18 protein-coding genes are annotated in these 16,395 nt (G+C 63.9%); 8 read left to right on the forward strand and 10 right to left on the reverse strand.

The window, feature by feature from the left end; genetic code table 11:
* Positions 1–35: 35 nt before the first annotated feature.
* Positions 36–1,271, reverse strand: coding sequence for an MFS transporter (locus tag JGU71_RS05590; protein ID WP_199703049.1), 1,236 nt, complete (start codon positions 1,269–1,271; stop codon positions 36–38).
* Positions 1,272–1,326: 55 nt separating this feature from the next.
* Here JGU71_RS05590 and JGU71_RS05595 point away from each other — a divergent pair, with 55 nt between their 5' ends.
* Entirely contained in the window at positions 1,327–1,992 is a 666-nt protein-coding gene (locus JGU71_RS05595; RefSeq protein ID WP_199703050.1) for a FadR/GntR family transcriptional regulator, read from the forward strand.
* Positions 1,993–2,080: 88 nt separating this feature from the next.
* Here the strand turns inward: JGU71_RS05595 and JGU71_RS05600 are convergent, their stop codons facing one another.
* A complete protein-coding gene (locus JGU71_RS05600; RefSeq protein WP_199703051.1) occupies positions 2,081–3,277 on the reverse strand; it encodes a DUF418 domain-containing protein in 1,197 nt (398 codons plus the stop codon).
* A complete protein-coding gene (locus tag JGU71_RS05605) occupies positions 3,274–3,879 on the reverse strand; it encodes a TetR/AcrR family transcriptional regulator (RefSeq protein WP_199703052.1) in 606 nt (201 codons plus the stop codon). The genes JGU71_RS05600 and JGU71_RS05605 overlap by 4 nt, the downstream gene beginning before the upstream one ends.
* A 122-nt stretch (positions 3,880–4,001) precedes the next feature.
* Here JGU71_RS05605 and JGU71_RS05610 point away from each other — a divergent pair, with 122 nt between their 5' ends.
* Positions 4,002–4,853 carry an LLM class F420-dependent oxidoreductase gene (locus JGU71_RS05610; RefSeq protein WP_199703053.1) on the forward strand — a complete coding sequence of 284 codons (852 nt, stop codon included), beginning with the start codon at positions 4,002–4,004 and terminating at the stop codon, positions 4,851–4,853.
* On the opposite strand, the gene JGU71_RS05615 is transcribed toward JGU71_RS05610, so the two are convergent.
* The 3 genes from JGU71_RS05615 to JGU71_RS05625 all read right to left on the reverse strand — a co-directional run bounded on the left by JGU71_RS05615 (position 4,850) and on the right by JGU71_RS05625 (position 8,105).
* Positions 4,850–5,704, reverse strand: coding sequence for a TIGR02569 family protein (locus JGU71_RS05615; protein ID WP_199703054.1), 855 nt, complete (start codon positions 5,702–5,704; stop codon positions 4,850–4,852). The genes JGU71_RS05610 and JGU71_RS05615 overlap by 4 nt on opposite strands.
* A gap of 107 nt (positions 5,705–5,811) precedes the next feature.
* A complete protein-coding gene (moeZ, locus tag JGU71_RS05620; protein ID WP_199703055.1) occupies positions 5,812–6,987 on the reverse strand; it encodes an adenylyltransferase/sulfurtransferase MoeZ in 1,176 nt (391 codons plus the stop codon).
* A 92-nt stretch (positions 6,988–7,079) separates the two neighbouring features.
* Complete coding sequence (locus tag JGU71_RS05625; protein ID WP_199703591.1) at positions 7,080–8,105, reverse strand: DUF3152 domain-containing protein; 1,026 nt, start codon at positions 8,103–8,105, stop codon at positions 7,080–7,082.
* 283 nt (positions 8,106–8,388) lie between these two features.
* On the opposite strand from JGU71_RS05625, the gene fasR reads away from it, so the two are divergent.
* Positions 8,389–9,036: an HTH-type transcriptional activator FasR gene (gene fasR, locus JGU71_RS05630; RefSeq protein ID WP_199703592.1), complete on the forward strand. Its 648-nt coding sequence runs from the start codon at positions 8,389–8,391 to the stop codon at positions 9,034–9,036.
* Positions 9,037–9,047: 11 nt separating this feature from the next.
* Here the strand turns inward: fasR and JGU71_RS05635 are convergent, their stop codons facing one another.
* Together JGU71_RS05635 and JGU71_RS05640 are read right to left on the reverse strand one after the other, a co-directional pair.
* Positions 9,048–9,278, reverse strand: coding sequence for a DUF3107 domain-containing protein (locus tag JGU71_RS05635; protein ID WP_199703056.1), 231 nt, complete (start codon positions 9,276–9,278; stop codon positions 9,048–9,050).
* Positions 9,279–9,408: 130 nt separating this feature from the next.
* A complete protein-coding gene (locus tag JGU71_RS05640) occupies positions 9,409–10,089 on the reverse strand; it encodes a ferritin-like fold-containing protein (protein ID WP_199703057.1) in 681 nt (226 codons plus the stop codon).
* Between the two features lie 402 nt (positions 10,090–10,491).
* Here JGU71_RS05640 and JGU71_RS05645 point away from each other — a divergent pair, with 402 nt between their 5' ends.
* Positions 10,492–12,114, forward strand: a complete 1,623-nt coding sequence (locus JGU71_RS05645) for a DEAD/DEAH box helicase (protein WP_233528876.1) — start codon at positions 10,492–10,494, stop codon at positions 12,112–12,114.
* Positions 12,115–12,123: 9 nt separating this feature from the next.
* Positions 12,124–13,344, forward strand: coding sequence for an Rv3212 family protein (locus JGU71_RS05650; RefSeq protein WP_199703058.1), 1,221 nt, complete (start codon positions 12,124–12,126; stop codon positions 13,342–13,344).
* A gap of 22 nt (positions 13,345–13,366) precedes the next feature.
* Here the strand turns inward: JGU71_RS05650 and JGU71_RS05655 are convergent, their stop codons facing one another.
* On the reverse strand, positions 13,367–14,152 hold the full coding sequence (locus JGU71_RS05655; protein WP_199703059.1) for a ParA family protein: 786 nt from the start codon (positions 14,150–14,152) through the stop codon (positions 13,367–13,369).
* A 207-nt stretch (positions 14,153–14,359) separates the two neighbouring features.
* Here JGU71_RS05655 and JGU71_RS05660 point away from each other — a divergent pair, with 207 nt between their 5' ends.
* The 3 genes from JGU71_RS05660 to JGU71_RS05670 all read left to right on the forward strand — a co-directional run bounded on the left by JGU71_RS05660 (position 14,360) and on the right by JGU71_RS05670 (position 16,032).
* On the forward strand, positions 14,360–14,971 hold the full coding sequence (locus tag JGU71_RS05660) for an acid phosphatase (protein ID WP_199703060.1): 612 nt from the start codon (positions 14,360–14,362) through the stop codon (positions 14,969–14,971).
* Positions 14,968–15,444: a GNAT family N-acetyltransferase gene (locus JGU71_RS05665; protein WP_199703061.1), complete on the forward strand. Its 477-nt coding sequence runs from the start codon at positions 14,968–14,970 to the stop codon at positions 15,442–15,444. The genes JGU71_RS05660 and JGU71_RS05665 overlap by 4 nt, the downstream gene beginning before the upstream one ends.
* Positions 15,445–15,567: 123 nt before the next feature.
* Positions 15,568–16,032: a hypothetical protein gene (locus JGU71_RS05670; protein ID WP_199703062.1), complete on the forward strand. Its 465-nt coding sequence runs from the start codon at positions 15,568–15,570 to the stop codon at positions 16,030–16,032.
* 1 nt (position 16,033) lies between these two features.
* Here the strand turns inward: JGU71_RS05670 and JGU71_RS05675 are convergent, their stop codons facing one another.
* Positions 16,034–16,309 carry a MoaD/ThiS family protein gene (locus JGU71_RS05675; RefSeq protein ID WP_199703063.1) on the reverse strand — a complete coding sequence of 92 codons (276 nt, stop codon included), beginning with the start codon at positions 16,307–16,309 and terminating at the stop codon, positions 16,034–16,036.
* Positions 16,310–16,395: the final 86 nt, after the last annotated feature.

Consider the following 16,395-nt stretch of genomic DNA (forward strand, 5'->3'; position numbering starts at 1 on the left):
CATTTCGCGCCCGTTTCAACTAGTCGCTCGACGCGTCACCAAGTGTCTTCCAGCATCCTTGGTTTGCATGCGAACCACCCTGCTATGACGACGATCACAACAGCGACGGTCAGGAAGGCGAACGGAACGACCCAGTCCGACGTGGCGTCGTGCAGCACGCCGAACAGCAGCGGTCCGAGGCAGGCAATCGCGTATCCGAGCCCCTGTGTGAAGCCCGACAGCGACGCGGAACCGATCTGTGTGCGGGTGCGCAGGTTGATCAGCGTCAATGCCATCGGGAACGTGCTCGGGCCGAGTCCGAGGATCAGAACCCACACGATCGGCGCGGACATCGGTGCGATCAACAACCCCGTGAACGCGATCAGGTAGGCGACCGCGCATCCGACGACCACGGGGAACGGATTGCTCACGCGCGCGACGAGCGTCGGCGCGCCGAACGCCGACACCAGACCGATCAATGCGAACAGCCCGACCATGCTGCCGCCGAACGCTGCACTCGCACCCGCGTCGGTGAGGATCGCGGGAATCCAGGTGAACATCGTGTAGGTGATCAGCGAGGTCATGCCGAACATGCCAGCCAGACCCCATGCGACCGGCGAACGCCAGATCTTGCCGCGTGGCTCGGCCGCCTTGGTGACGTGCTCGAGTCCGTCGTCGCGGCGGTTACGCAAGATCAGCAGCCACGGCAACATCGCGGTGAGGCCGAGCAGCGCCCACATACCTATCGAGATGCGCCACCCGTTCGCTTCGGCCACCGGAACTGCGACCAGTGCAGGCGCGACGGTGCCGAGCTGAACCATCGTGATGTAAATCGTGCTCATCACCGCGAGCCGGTCCGAGAAGTAGCGCTTGACCAGCGGCGGGACGACGACGTTGCCGATTCCCATCCCGCCGAGCGCGAGCGCGGACAGAAACAGCAGCGACCACACGTCGGAAACGACAGCACGCGCCAACATGCCGAAACCGGCCAGCGCCATGGCGAGCAGGGCCGTGCGCTCGAGCCCGAGGCGCCGCGCAATTGTCGGGGTGAGCAGGCCGAACACCGCGAACATCGCAGGCGGGACCATGCCGAAGATGCCGACGATGGAATGCGAGAACCCGATCTCGTCGCTGATTCGCAGCGCGAGCGGAGTGAATGCTGTGACAGCGACACGCAACGTGAGTGCAGAGATCAAGATTGCGACGAATACCAGAATGCGTCGTTCGACGAGGCCGCGCCGGGTGGCGACTCGTTGGGACAGCACGCGTTCGGGTTCGGCGGTCACGGTCATCGTCAAATCATAGGATGACCGGATGACATGAGCAAATAGCTGTATCCTCCTTCACATGCAGCCTGTTCAGCGCACCAGTCTGATCGCGCAGGTCACCGACCTACTGCGCACCGAGATCCGCGATGGTCGGTGGGCGGTCGGCTCGAAGATTCCCACCGAACCCGAGCTGACCGAGCTCGCAGGCGTCGGCAGAAACACCGTCCGCGAAGCCGTCCAAGCACTTGTGCACGCCGGCATGCTCGAACGCAGACAGGGGTCCGGCACGTTCGTCGTCGCCAACTCCGACCTTGGAAGCACACTCGGCAAATACTTCGCCGATGCACACGAGCGCGATGTTCTCGAGCTGCGGCAGGCACTCGACACCACAGCAGCCGCATTGGCGGCCCGCCGCCGCGACGACACCGACATCGCCAACCTGCTGCAGCTGCTCGACGCCCGCCGTAAATCGTGGGACGACGCCCATCCCGGAGCGATCGAAGCAGACGTCCAATTGCACCGCGCGATCGTCGTCGCCAGCCACAATGCCGTATACCTCGAGTTCTACGACTCGCTGCTCAGCGTCATCGAACAAGGCATCCGCCAGCGAACAGCCAAGTCCGGCGAGTCTTTTCACGAAGAGCACGCCGCATTGGTTCACGCCGTGATCGACGGCGACGCCGAGCGAGCCGCGCAATCGGCGCGTTGCTTCTTCAACGAACTGCTGGCGATCTATCCCGACTAGGGCTCTCCGATGACGCGACGCTGAGAGACCACTCGACGACTTTTGGGACGGGATCCCGTCCCAAAACCTCAGGAATGGGCGCTCAGCGTCACCGCCGCCACGCCGGCCGCCCGGCGATGGTGATTGCACGCAACACCCATTCCGCCGGACCGTAGCTGTGCGACCGCAGCCACCACCCACTCAGCCAGAGTTGCGCACAGAAGACGACGACGGCTATCCCGATGGTGCCCAATGGGCCCACGTCACCGGTCAGCCGAAAACCATAGGCAGTGAACACAATTCCGAGGACCAGCGATTGGCCGATGTAGTTGCTCAGCGCCATCCGGCCTGCTGGAGCGAACCCACGCACCACCGCCGCACCGATACCCGTACGAAACAAGGCAAGACCGAGCGCGACGTAGGACGCCGTCAACAGCGGACCCGTGACTTCGCTTATTCCGAAACCCAGCCATTCCCAGCCGGTTCCGGGTCGCACCGTCGCGGAGTAGGCGTAGATCGCTGCGCCACCGAGCCCGATGGGCAGTCCGAAGCGCAGGATGCGCGCCAGCAGGAGTCGATACCTGTCGACATCGGCGAAGAATTCGACTTTGCCCGCTGCAAGCCCGAGCAGGAACATCGCGAGCGCGCCCGCTCCCTGCAGGCCGATGATGGCAACGATCGCAACCGGCAACTCGCCGAGGTGATAGCCCGCCACGGTGCCGATGCTGCCGTTGTAGGCATCGCTCATGCGACTCGCGTTGTCGGCTGCGGCAACAGGATCCGCCGAGCCACCCGAGGCGATTGCTGCCGTACCGAGCGCAATCCAGAGTGCCCCTGCGAGGCCGATCAGCGACGCGGCCGCCACGATCGCAGCGCGCGGTGAGATCCGCCTCGCAGCAAGCAAGATCAATCCGAGCACGGCGTAGGTCGAGAGGATTTCGCCGTGATAGAGCAGTGCCCCGTGCAGCAGACCGATGACGAACAGGCCACCGAGACGCCGCAACATACGTGGCCGGAACGAGCGCCCTGCCCTCTCGGCCGACGCCATCTGCAGCGTGAAGCTGTAGCCGAACAGGAACGAGAACAGCAGATAGAACTTCGTTTCGAACAGCATCGTCACGGCGAAGCGCGCAGTGTGGTCGAGCCACGAGTCGAAGTGGGGATTCGCGACTCCACTGCCGTAGTAGCCGTCGGCGAACACACAGATGTTCACGGCGAGGATTCCGAACAGCGCGAATCCTCGCAGCGCGTCGACGTTCATCAGTCGCGACGAGGACGCGGTGGACGCGGGAGTCGACGTGATCATCGGGTTTCCGTCCTGCCGAGTACGCGCGAGACGATCGTCAGCAACGCCTGCGCTTCGGCTGCCGGCATGAACTCGGGCTGGACCGCACGTCGAGCGAAGACGCCATCGACGAGGGCCGCGATCCAGGTAGCTGCCGATTGCGCGGACATCGGGGGGCTGATCTGCCCTGCATCCCGCGCTCGTGCAACCAGATCTGCGACGCCGTCTCGCAGCGCAGCGTCGTTAGCACGCAACAACTCCGCGACGACCTCGTCCCGATGTGCGATTGCGGACGATTCGAGCGCCAACCCCGCGACCATCGGATCGGCGGCAAGTTCGCAGATGGTCGCGAGAAATGCCGTCAGCGCGAGGAAGGGGTCGTCGGCGCTGCGTAACTCCTCGAGCCAGACGGCGGCCTGGTCGCCTTCGCGCTCGACGAGCGCACACAGGACGGCGTGTTTGGTCGGAAAGTAGTGAAACATGTTGCCCGCGCTCATACCCGCTGCTGCACAGATATCGGCGGTGCGTGTGGCCCGAAACCCTGCCGCCGCGAAGCACTGTGCCGCTGCGTCGAGGATTGCGCGACGACGTGACTCGTTCGCTTCTGGATCGACGGTTCGCATTCCGCAATATTAAAGTGACCAGTCAATTAAAGCAACGCTCGACCGATCGTCGCAACTCGCCAGCCCCAACAACTAGAACGTGTTCTACACTGAGCGCACTGCCCGACCGGAGGAGTGCGGTTATGAAATTCGGAATCGTGTTGTTCACCAGCGACCGTGGGATCACACCCGCAGCAGCCGCTCGCGCGGTCGAGGCCAACGGATTCGAATCGTTCTTCGTCCCGGAGCACACCCACATCCCCGTGAAGCGAACCGCTGCGCACCCACTGACCGGCGACGCGAGCCTGCCCGACGATCGCTACATGCGCACGCTCGATCCCTGGGTCTCACTCGCGATGGCTGCTGCCGTTACCGAGCGCATCGAACTGGCGACCGCCGTTGCACTGCCCGTCCAGCACGACCCGATCACCCTCGCCAAGACGATCGCCTCGCTCGACCATCTATCCGGCGGTCGCGTCACACTCGGCGTCGGATTCGGCTGGAACACAGACGAACTCGCAGATCACGGCGTGCCCGCGGGACGACGCCGAACCGCCCTCCGCGAATACCTGGAAGCGATGCACGCACTCTGGTCGCAGGACGAGGCAAGTTTCGACGGCGAGTTCGTGAAGTTCGGACCGAGCTGGGCATGGCCGAAACCCGCCCGCTCGAAGATTCCAGTGCTTGTCGGCGCGGCGGGCACGGACAAGAACTTCAACTGGATCATCCGGTCCGCGGACGGCTGGATCAGCACGCCGCGCGAGGAGGACATCAGTGATCGGGTCCTTCGCCTTCAGCAGATGTGGTTCGACGCCGGCCGCAGCGGCTCACCCCGCATCGTCATCCTCGACGGCAAACCCGACCCGGCGAAACTCGCGCACTGGTCGCAGATCGGCGTCACCGATGTGGTGTACGGCATGCCGGACCGTTCGGAACCCGAAGTTGTGGCCTATCTGGAGCGGCTGGCAGGAAAGCTGTCCGTGCCGACCGGTTAGAGCATCATCCTGACGAGCTCCGCAGTCCGTGCCAGGCCGGGAAACGCCTCTGCCGTCGAGCGCGGGTGCAGCGCATGGACCGCGAGACGGAAAACCAAGGCACGCAACAACATCTGCGGCCACTCCGGGTGGTCGTCCCAGCGGGCGAGCAGTCCGTCGTCGGCACCGCCCCACGAGATGGCGTCGACGACGGCGACCCCGGCTGCCCACGGTGCGGGGCGCCAGTAGGGCGTGATGTCGGCCAAACCCGGTGCCGCGTTGCCCGCGAACAGGACTGTGCCGAACAGGTCTCCGTGTACGAGTTGCGATGGCGTCTCGACCGGCTTTCGCAGACTCGCCAGCTGTCCGATCAACTCGATACTGCGCTGCCCGTCGGGCGACGTGGATTGCGGCGGACCCGCTCCACGAATGCTGCGCAACGGCACTGTTTCCCACGCCGCCCGATCGGCCGCAACGAATACGTCGACGTCGACCCACGGCGCTACCGGCGGCTGTGCGAGGAACCGCGGACGCTCCAACGTTGCCGTCGCGGCGTGCAACCGCAGACCGACCGAGACGACCTCGTCGTGGCGCGGCTCGGGAGCGCCCTCGATGAACGTGTCGGCACGCCAGCCGGAGACGACGTAACGCCCGTCCGTCCCCCGAACAGGTCGCGCCAAACGCACGCCGTCGACCGTCAGCGTCTCCCGCACCTTGGCGGACCACGCTGCGCGCGCATGGTCGGCGACCGGCGACAGCACGACGTCACCGCAACGCCAGCCACCGTCCCAGTCGGGGCCGAGTGCTACCGGAGTCACCTCGCGCAGACCGAAGGTCGAGCGCACGTGTTCAGGGGGTTCTGGTGTGCTCACGACCGCAGGTTACCGCCGCAAACCCGCAGCACCGGGGAGGCGCTGCGCGATCGTGCGTCTTTTCGGCGTGCAGGACCGCCGAAAGGACTCACGAGCCGCATAGCGGACTAATAGACGGGCAGGCTCGTATCGACCTGCCTTGCCCATGCGATGACGCCGCCCTGCAGGTGCGTCGCGTCGGAGAAACCGGCCGCCTTCAACGCGGCAAGTGCTTCGGCGGAACGAATTCCGGTCTTGCAGTGCAACACGATCGGCTTGTTCTGTGGCAGTTCGGCGAGCGCATCGCCCGACAGAATCCGATCCTTCGGGATCAAGGTCGCACCCGGAAGGTGCACGATGTCCCACTCGACCGGTTCGCGGACGTCGATGATCGCCAGGTCCTTGCCCGCTTCGAGCATGTCGTGCAGTTCCTGCGCTGTGATGGTCGAGCCGACAGCAGCCGCCTGACCTTCGTCGGACACGACGCCGCAGAAGGCCTCGTAGTCGATCAGTTCCGTGATCGGCATACGTGCGGGGTCGCGGCGCAACTTGATCGTCCGGTAGTTCATGTCGAGCGCGTCGTAGACCATCAGCCGACCGAGTAGCGAATCCCCGATCCCGGTGATCAGCTTGATCGCCTCGGTGACCATGACCGATCCGATCGACGCGCAGAGCACGCCGAGCACGCCACCTTCGGCGCACGACGGCACCATTCCCGGCGGCGGCGCTTCGGGATAGAGGTCGCGGTAGTTCAGGCCCAAGCCGTCCGGTGCGTCCTCCCAGAAGACCGACACCTGACCCTCGAAGCGGTAGATCGAACCCCAGACGTACGGCTTGCCTGCGAGCACGGCGGCGTCGTTCACCAGATAGCGCGTCGCGAAGTTGTCGGTGCCGTCGAGGATGAGGTCGTACTGCTTGAACAGCTCGATCGCGTTCTCGGGCTCCAACCGCAGCTGATGCAGCTGGACGTTCACATAGGAGTTCGCTTCACGAATCGAGTCGCGGGCACTCTCCCCCTTCGGCCGACCGATGTCGGACTCGCCGTGGATGATCTGCCGCTGCAGGTTGGACGAATCGACTTCGTCGAACTCGACGATTCCGATCGTGCCGACACCGGCTGCCGCCAGATAGAGCAGTGCAGGCGATCCGAGCCCGCCCGCGCCGATGACCAGCACCTTCGCGTTCTTGAGGCGCTTCTGTCCGTCGACACCGAGGTCGGGAATGATCAGATGCCTGCTGTACCGCGCGACTTCGTCTCTGGTCAGTTCCGCGGCCGGCTCGACCAGCGGGGGCAATGACGCCACGTCCACTCCTCACATCCGAAACAGTTCAACGGCTACAACACCACCGTCGCTCGCAATCATCCCCCGCGAACATCATCCCTCTCGAAAACGCGTCAGCCGCGTGGGTAGGGCCAGGGATTGAATCGACACACCTTGCCGTCCATCGGGACCACACCTTCGGGGTCGAGCGTGGCGATGTCGTTGTTGGCGGTTCCGAACGACTGTTGCATCATCACCGGCGCCAAGCCACCGTCGGTTTCGCACGGCTGATGCTGTTCGTAGCCGATGGCATGACCGACCTCGTGGTTGATCAAATATTGGCGGTAGGAGCCGACGTCGCCCTGGTAGGACACCGCACCCCGCACCCAGCGGGCCTCGTTGAGAACAACGCGGTCGGTGTTGAGGTTGTTGCACGACGTATCGAGCGGAATGTCGTAACCACAGACGTCGCGTGTCGTCATCGTCGAAGTCAGCGACACCCGAAAGTCGGGCTCTCCCTGGTCGATCCGACGAAATCCGAAACGTGGGTCCTGAGTCCAGCTCTTCGGATTGGCGAGGGTCTGATCGACCATGACGGCGAACGATTGATCACCGCCGTAGCTCGCGGTGTCCACCCCGTTCTCGACCTCGACCGTGTAGGTGAACACCCGCTCCGTCCCCGCGCCGATCTGAGGCGTCGTGCCTGCGACGACGTGCCATTCGCCCGCTCCCTGTGGCGAAAAGTTACCGCCGGGTGGAAGAACGCCGGTCGGAACATTCTGGTCGAACGAACCGTCTCCTCGCGGCGGCACACCGACGACGCCGGTTCCGTCGGAATCATGAGACAGCTCGCCGAAACCCGGATTGCGGTCCGGGTCTGCCGCTACGGCGGTATCCACGCTCCGAACAGCATCGACGACGACGAAGGCGGTCACCGCGAGAAGAATTGGAATTGCATATGCGCGCCAGCCGTAATTGGCTGCGAATCGCCCGATCCGACTCTGCCTTTTGGTTCGACGTTCCGGTCGTGGCTGACGGGCGCGACCTTCGTCGCGTGTCGTCGGATCCCATTGCGCGCGAAGCGGTTGATGCGACCGCGCAGGCCCGTAGCCGCCGCCTTTCGCCTCGAAAGGGGACGGAGAACGGGCTCCACTGGGCATGGAGCCACGCAGCCGCGGTCCGCCTTGCTCGGTCACTGTTTCAGAATGTCACAGTCCCGTCGCGGTGCGAATTGCCCCGCCGGGTTCGCACACGGTGAAAATGTGCGCCGACATCGCTCCCTTGCGATTGCCGAGTTCTGTCCGACGAAACGGCCCTGAATGTTTCGCGTCCACTTCGCGGTATCCTGCAAGATCAGGCGCACACAACCGCGCCCAAGCAAAACAGACTGCACACGTGACGATTCAGACCAGAATCAAAACGTCCGAAACGATGGGAACCGAAATGACCGAAATCGCCGACCCGATGTCGTCGATGGGTCGTGCGCCGGCCAAACGCGGTAGCAGGTTGCCCAAGATCGAGCGCCGCCAGCAGCTTCTCGCTGCGGCGAGCGAGGTCTTCGTGACGCGCGGTTATCACGCGTCCGGCATGGACGAGATTTCCGAATGTGCCGGCGTCAGCAAACCGGTTCTGTACCAACACTTCCCGAGCAAACTCGACCTCTATTGCGCCGTGCTGCAGAGTTATGTCGACAGTCTGATCTCAGGGGTTCGGCAGGCACTGCGTTCGACGACGGACAACCGGCAGCGCGTCCGCGCCGCTGTGGCAGCGTTCTACGAATTCGTCGACCACGAACAGCAGGGCTTTCGCCTGATCTACGAATCCGACCTGATGGGTGAGCCGCAGGTCCAGCGTCGCGTCGAGGAAGCAACCGAGGCTTGTGTCGACGCGGTCTTCGATCTGGTCAGCCATGATTCGGGGTTGGACCCCTACCGCGCTCGAATTCTTGCGGTCGGGCTGGTCGGCGCAAGCCAGGTGACTGCTCGCTACTGGCTCGACGCCGATCGCCCGATCCCCAAGGAAGATGCAGTCGATACGACGGTCGCCCTCGCGTGGGGCGGCCTATCGCACGTGCCGCTGCAACACGGCTGAAGCGAACTTCACTAGCGAGACGTGAATCCGACCCGAGCACCGACGGTCGGTCCAAGTTCCACGTAGGCGATCTTTGCGGCCTGGACGAGGTACTTGCGTCCCTTTTCGTCGGTCAGTGCGACGACGCCGCTGTTGCCACCCGCGAGCGCCTCGGTCACCACAGCCTCGACCTCTGCCGGCGTCTGTTCGCTGGCGATAACCAGCTCGCGCGGGCTATCCGAGATACCGATCTTGACCTCCACGGCCAACCTCCGAACGTTTCGAAATCACTTGTCACTGGTCAGGCTAGTGCAGCCGAGCAGTCACCGAACGCGGCGCAGCTGTGCTGTCAGCGAACAGCGACGCGGGCACTGCACGGCAGGCGGTCGGTGCCTACATGAGGCCGAGGACCTGCATCCGTTGGGAATGGCTTTCCTGCATGCGGTCGAACAGCGCGACGATGCCGTTCAAGGTCCCCGTCGCGGTGATCAACAGATCGGCGAGCTCTTCGCGCTGAGCCATGACGAATTGCGCCTGAGTGATTGCCTCACCGAGCAGTCGGCGTCCCCACAGTGTCAGTCGGTCCTTCTCCTGGCGGTTTGCGGCGACAGCACTTCGAACCTCGTCGACGACGAACTCCGAATGCCCGGTTTCGGCCAGCACGTCGCGGACGACATCGGCGATTTCCGGCGGCAATGCTCCGGCGATTTCACGATAGAAGTCTGCGGCGATTCCGTCGCCGACGTAGAACTTGACCATCGATTCCAACCAGGTCGACGGGTTCGTCGAGGCGTGATAGGCGTCGAGCGCTCGGACATAGGGCGCCATTGCATCGAAAACGTCGACGTCGCGTTCCGACAGAGCGCGTTCCAGTGTCGTGAAGTGATTCATCTCGGAGGCTGCCATTTTCGCGACCGCGACCTTGCCGCGCAGGCTCGGCGACAGCTGCGCCTCTTCGACGAGACGGTAGAAGGCAGATATTTCGCCGTAGGCCAGGACGGCGAACAGATCCGAGATCCCCGGCTGATCCGGCGCGATTTGCGGGGTCACTGACGCGGACGAATTGGCTCCCATAGGTGCCAAGCGTAGCCGTTGCGCGGTTCCGCCGCGGCTGGCGTGCGCAGCCTATTCGTGCGACGCTCGCCCGTTCGATTCCAGCATTTGGACTGGACAAGTTACCATTGGGTTGGGCATCCGATAGTTACCGCAGCAGTCGTAGGTTTCGAGGGTCTTCGAGAACACCGACCTATCGACACTGCAACCCGAATCTTCACCGCGGATTCCCACAGATAATGTGCGCGCACCTGATCCGCGTCGCAACCGAGCTTCGCCGAATTTCTCCATATTCTGCGCTGAGGCCGGCAGCGAAATCACACCGGATTCGATGGCAGTCTGTTACCGAATACAGACACCGGCTGACAACTCGGCCCGGCCCCACACCTCGTGCGCGCGTGCTGAACGAGGAAGGCCAGACCCCTGAGCAAGATCACCATCGACGACGAACCCGGCGTAGCCGAGACGTTGATCGACGCAACCATCGACGATTCACACACTCCCCCAACCTTCGCTGAGCTGGGCGTTCGCGACGAAATCGTCCGCGCCCTCGGCGAAATCGGCATCGACCGAACCTTCGCAATCCAGGAACTCACCCTCCCACTCGCACTGAGCGGTGAAGACCTCATCGGCCAGGCTCGAACGGGTATGGGCAAAACGTTCGGATTCGGCGTCCCGCTGCTGCATCGCATCGCGAGCGCCGATACCGGTACTGCCGTACTCGACGGAACACCGCGCGCGCTGATCATCGTTCCGACCCGTGAACTCTGCATCCAGGTCACCAAGGACCTCGAAAACGCCGGCAAGCATCTGCAAGCCAACGACCGCAGACTGAAGGTGCTCGCCATCTACGGCGGCCGTCCGTACGAGACGCAGATCGATGCGCTTCGCAACGGCGTCGACGTTGTCGTCGGCACGCCGGGGCGCCTGCTCGATCTCGCAAATCAGGGTCATCTCATCCTCGGCAAGATCGCAGTGCTCGTCCTTGACGAGGCCGACGAGATGCTCGACCTCGGCTTCCTGCCCGACATCGAGCGGCTGATGAGCATGGTCCCCGACCAGCGCCAGACGATGCTGTTCTCGGCGACCATGCCGGGCCCGATCATCACCCTGGCCCGCACGTTCCTCAACCGGCCGACGCATATCCGTGCGGAAGAGGCGCATTCGTCCTCTGTGCACGAGAGCACGACGCAGGTCATCTATCGAGCACATGCGCTGGACAAGGCAGAAATGATCGCTCGCGTGCTGCAGGCTCGCGGCCGCGGCGCCACCATGATCTTCACGCGCACCAAACGCACAGCGCAGAAGGTGTCCGACGACCTCGCCGAGCGCGGGTTCGAAGTCGGCGCCGTCCACGGTGACCTCGGTCAGGTGGCTCGCGAAAAGGCGCTCAACGCATTCCGCAAGGGCAAGATCGACGTGCTGGTCGCGACCGATGTCGCTGCGCGCGGCATCGACATCGACGACGTCACGCACGTCATCAACTACCAGTGCCCGGAGGACGAGAAGACCTACGTCCACAGAATCGGCAGGACCGGTCGCGCCGGACGCACCGGCATCGCCGTGACGTTGGTCGACTGGGACGACATGCCACGCTGGCAACTGATCGACAAAGCGCTCGGTTTGGACAAGCCGGAGCCGGTCGAAACCTACTCGAGTTCACCGCACTTCTTCGCCGAACTCGACATCCCGACCGAGGCAAAAGGCACGATCCGCAAGGCGCGGCCAGCCGCCGAACCGGCACGCGAGGCTCGCAGTCGAGACGACAACGCGCCGGCGGCCGAGAAGCCCGCAGGAGAACGTCGTAAGCGAAATCGTCGTCGTACCAGGTCGGGAACTCCGATCACCGGTGACGTCGAGCAATCCGGATCGACCAAGGAAGCCTCGACGCAGCCGAACTCCGAGCAGGCAACAGCGGCCAAAACCGAGACTGCCACCGAGTCGACCTCCGACGCGCCTGCAAAGCGCCGCCGCAGGCGTCGCCGTCCGTCCGACACAGGCTCGACCACGCAGGCAGCCGACGCCGTTTCGGCAGGCGCGGAGTAACCTCCACCCGTGCTTGCACCTGAGCGACGCAGCCGCGGCGACCTGATCGCGGCTGCCCTGATCGTGGTGTTCGTCATCGCTGCAGCAACCGTCGTCTGGTTGCGCAGCGATGCTCGCGGCACCACATCCATCACCGCCGAATTTCCGGCCGTCCAGCCGGAAACCGCACTGTCAGTTCCTGAGAACCTCGGCGAGCGGTGGCGCGCGGACAGCGGTGTCACCGATCTACCTCTCGTTGCAGAGGGCGCGGTCGTCACCGCGGACGGCGACGCCGTGATCGGTCGTGATCCGGCGACGGGCGACGAAATCTGGCGCTACCAGCGGAACATGCCACTGTGCGACGTCATCAGTGCATGGGGCGACGTCGTCGCGGTCTATCGCGATCGGCGAGGCTGCAGTCAGGTGACTGCGCTGCGCGGCTCCGACGGTCTGCGGCAAGGCAACAGAACGAGTGACGCCGACGATGCTGTGAACCTCGGCTTCGACGGAACGTACGTGCGTTCGCAGGGAGCGACGAGGATCGAGTTGTGGCGATCCGACCTGGTCCGCACCGTCGAATACGGCAGGATCGATGCGCCCGTCAATCCGAACAGCCAACCGCGGTCGGGGTGCACGATCGACTCCGCGGCGTCGAGTTCATCCAAACTTGCTGTGCTGGAACGCTGTCCCGGTGAGCCAACCGACCGGCTGACCGTTCAGAACCCCGCTCCGAAAGATGCACAGAAGCCGGAGGAGTCAGGTTCTGTTGTGCTGGAGGAACTTTCGCCCGGCACCAGCGGCGTGCGGATCCTTGCAACGGCAGGAGACAAGACCGCTCTCTACCTGCCCGGCGACGGCGGAGCCTCGAAACCGCGGATCGGCGTGTTCGACGGCAACGCGAAAGCTATTGCGCAGTACCCGCTTCCAGCGTTGCTCTCCCCCGACGCGAAAGTATCGAAAGTTGGCACGGGGTACAACATCTGGACGGGTTCGCAGGTCGTCGCGCTGAGTTCGACGGATCTGGCACCGCTCTGGACGTTCGACGGTGCACTCGGCCCGGGTGGTGCTATGGCGGGTCGAACGTTGATTCCCGTCGCCGACGGTATAGCCGTCGTCGATCCGATCACCGGGCAGCAGCAATCGCGAATCACCTTTGCACGCAACGATTCCGCGTCAGGACCCATCACGACAGCGGTGCTCGGCAACTACGTCTTCGAACAGCGGGGAAGCCAGCTCGTCGCGCTCGGTTGACCGTGTCGAACCACCGGTTCACTCAGGCGAACGTCTGCAGATCCTTGCCACCCCACCAGTAGTCGCACAGCGACCCGGCCAATTCGCGGTACGCGTCGGCGCCCTTGCTGCGTTTGCCTGCCATAACCGACGCACCTGACGCCGATGCTTCGGCGAAACGCACCGTACGCGGAATGGCGGGCGCAAGCACCGGAAGGCCGTAGCGATCCGACACGTCCGCCAACACGTCGCGAGCGTGCGTCGTCCGTGAGTCGTAGAGGGTCGGCAACGCGCCGAGCAGTTCCAGATTCGGATTCGTGATCTCTTTGACCTCGGACACGGTCCGAAGCAGTTGGCCGACGCCGCGGTGGGCGAGGGTCTCGCACTGCAGTGGAATCAATACCGAATCAGCGGCAGTCAGACCGTTCAGCGTCATGATGCCGAGCGATGGCGGGCAATCGATGATGATCACATCGAACTCGTCGCGCAGCGGAGCCAGCGCCCGCTTGAGCGCAAATTCGCGACCTGGCTTCATCAACAGCACAGCATCAGCGCCCGCGAGATCGATGGTCGCAGGAAGCAGCGAAACACCGTCGACCGTATCGAGCAAAACTTCTTTCGCGTGCACACCGTCGGTGAGCACGTCGTAGATCGAGGCCTCCAGTCGATCGGGATTGTGCCCGAGCGAAAACGTAAGACACCCTTGGGGATCAAGATCAACCACGAGGACTCGCTGGTCACGGGCCGCGAGCGCTGCACCCAGTGAGGCCACCGTCGTCGTCTTGGCTACCCCACCCTTTTGATTCGCCACCGCGAGAACCGTAGTCACCGCACCGATCCTTCCGTAGTTTCATGAATCCGGCGACTATTTGCTGGTAGCTAGCACTCTGCGAGCACTATCAGCGTCGGCACGGCCACGTTTGGACACCCTCGCCACGAGCCGCGTCGGTAGAGGTATACCCCGTCGTGGTCGCATTGGAACGCGCGACACCTGATACCCGCCCGAATGCGGTCCAGCGCGAGGCATGATTGGACCATGATTGCCCCGATCGGCCGCCTGATAGTGATGCGTCACGGCGAAACCGAATGGTCGAGATCCGGTAAACACACCGGACAGACCGACCTCCCGCTCACCGACCTCGGCGAGGCTCAGGCCCGTGCTGCCGGTGCCGAGCTGGCACTGCTCGAGTTGGACAACCCGCTTGTGCTTTCCAGTCCGCGAACCCGAGCTCTTCGCACAGCAGAGTCGGCGGGAGTGACCGTCGATCGAGTGTGGGACGACCTCGTCGAGTGGGACTACGGCGACTACGAAGGCCTCACCACCCCCGAGATCCGCGAGACCGTTCCGCATTGGACCGTGTGGACCCACCCCTGTCCCGGCGGCGAGTCCGCCGAGTCGGTGCAAAGCCGGGCCGATACCGTGCTGTCCGTCGTGACGCCGCAACTCGAGGAACGAGATGTGCTGCTGTTCGGACACGGCCACTTCACCCGCGCCCTGATCGCGCGCTGGACCCAATTGCCCGTGTCGGAAGGTCGCCGATTCGGGATGGCGGCCGCATCCCATTCGGTCCTCGGATACGAGCACGGCTGCCAGCAGATCTACCTTCACAACGTGTTTCCACGAGGAGTAACAGAGGGAGTTGCATGATCCGCCGCGCCACCCGGGACGACGTACCCGCGATCGCCGAACTCGTCTACGAGTTGGCCGAGTACGAGAAGGCGCGCCACGAGTGCACCCTGACCGTCGAGCAACTCGACGTCGCGTTGTTCGGTCCTTCTCCTGCGCTGTTCGCACACGTCGTCGAAGTCGACGAAACCATCGTCGGAACGGCTGTCTGGTTTCTCAATTTCTCGACGTGGGACGGGGTACACGGCATCTACCTCGAGGACCTCTACGTCACCCCACAGCAGCGGGGCGCCGGGCACGGCAAGGCTCTGCTGGCCGCGCTGGCGCGCGAATGCACCGAGCAGGGCTACAGCAGGCTCAGCTGGGCGGTTCTCGACTGGAATGCGCCGTCGATCGCGTTCTACGAAGCACTCGGCGCCCGCCCACAGGACGAGTGGACGACCTACAGGCTCAACGGCGAGGCGCTTACTCGACTCGGCTCGATGCCCACATAGGTTTGGCCGACGTTCGAAGAACAGCACGAGCGCCCGACACCGCCGAGTACGGTGGGCGAGCGGTTACGAGCACCTCCCCAGACCGCAGGACAACTGTTTCGGATTATCCGTGAAAGGTGCCCAATGGCCCTGACGAATACCTTCGCCGTTTTTCAGACCGTCGTGCTCGCCGCATGGTTCGGTGCGATGGTCTATTCGATCGTCGTCGTACAGCAGTTCCAGCTACGGGTGGCCGATCCGGAATCCTACGAAGACGTCGGTCAGTTGATGGCGAGCGGCTCCCGCAGACGGATCCTGCGACTGGCTTTCCTGATCGGTGTGTCCGGGACCGGTCTCGCGATCAGCCGTGCCACCGCTGACCCCGGTCCGAGCGATACGTGGGTCGTCTTGATGTGCGTCAAGCTGGCGCTGTACGTCGTCGCGTGCAGCGCCTTCGCCTACCAGTCGTGGTGGGTGTGGCCGCGTCGAATCTTCGCGCTGCCCGCAGAAATGCCGGCCGTGCGGCGAACGTTCCTGATCACGTCGCTGGTGATGGCGACAGCACTCGGCCTGATGCTTGCCGTCGACGTGATCGCGGCGACGGCCTGACTCAGGCGCCGCCCGCCATCGCCGACAGGATGGTGATCGCCGAGCCTTCCTTCACCTCGGTGTCCAAGCCTTGCTCGTTGCGAACGTCGTTGTCGTCGACGTAGACGTTGACGAACCGGTGCAGCTTGCCGTCGGACGCGATCCGGCCTTCGAGGCTGGCGTACCGAGACTCGAGGTCGGCAAGCACCGCAGCTACCGTGGATCCGGACGCCTCGACCAGCTTCACCCCGCCGGTGTGGCGACGAAGCACCGTCGGAATTGTGACCGTAACCGCCATGACGAATGTGTCCTCTCCTTGGCCCAGCTTGCTCCGGCACGAGACTGCGCTTGGGCGATGCTACGCCGAGTCGGCATCACGGGATT

Source organism: Antrihabitans stalagmiti, assembly GCF_016482825.1.
Lineage (GTDB): Bacteria > Actinomycetota > Actinomycetes > Mycobacteriales > Mycobacteriaceae > Antrihabitans > Antrihabitans stalagmiti.

Bases quoted from the DNA above. Each gene is read 5' to 3' on its own strand.
- JGU71_RS05590 (WP_199703049.1), bottom strand. From the start codon at position 1,271: ATGACCGTGACCGCCGAACCCGAACGCGTGCTGTCCCAACGAGTCGCC.
- JGU71_RS05595 (WP_199703050.1), top strand. From the start codon at position 1,327: ATGCAGCCTGTTCAGCGCACCAGTCTGATCGCGCAGGTCACCGACCTA.
- JGU71_RS05600 (WP_199703051.1), bottom strand. From the start codon at position 3,277: ATGATCACGTCGACTCCCGCGTCCACCGCGTCCTCGTCGCGACTGATG.
- JGU71_RS05605 (WP_199703052.1), bottom strand. From the start codon at position 3,879: ATGCGAACCGTCGATCCAGAAGCGAACGAGTCACGTCGTCGCGCAATC.
- JGU71_RS05610 (WP_199703053.1), top strand. From the start codon at position 4,002: ATGAAATTCGGAATCGTGTTGTTCACCAGCGACCGTGGGATCACACCC.
- JGU71_RS05625 (WP_199703591.1), bottom strand. From the start codon at position 8,105: ATGCCCAGTGGAGCCCGTTCTCCGTCCCCTTTCGAGGCGAAAGGCGGC.
- fasR (WP_199703592.1), top strand. From the start codon at position 8,389: ATGACCGAAATCGCCGACCCGATGTCGTCGATGGGTCGTGCGCCGGCC.
- JGU71_RS05640 (WP_199703057.1), bottom strand. From the start codon at position 10,089: ATGGGAGCCAATTCGTCCGCGTCAGTGACCCCGCAAATCGCGCCGGAT.
- JGU71_RS05660 (WP_199703060.1), top strand. From the start codon at position 14,360: ATGATTGCCCCGATCGGCCGCCTGATAGTGATGCGTCACGGCGAAACC.
- JGU71_RS05665 (WP_199703061.1), top strand. From the start codon at position 14,968: ATGATCCGCCGCGCCACCCGGGACGACGTACCCGCGATCGCCGAACTC.
- JGU71_RS05670 (WP_199703062.1), top strand. From the start codon at position 15,568: ATGGCCCTGACGAATACCTTCGCCGTTTTTCAGACCGTCGTGCTCGCC.
- JGU71_RS05675 (WP_199703063.1), bottom strand. From the start codon at position 16,309: ATGGCGGTTACGGTCACAATTCCGACGGTGCTTCGTCGCCACACCGGC.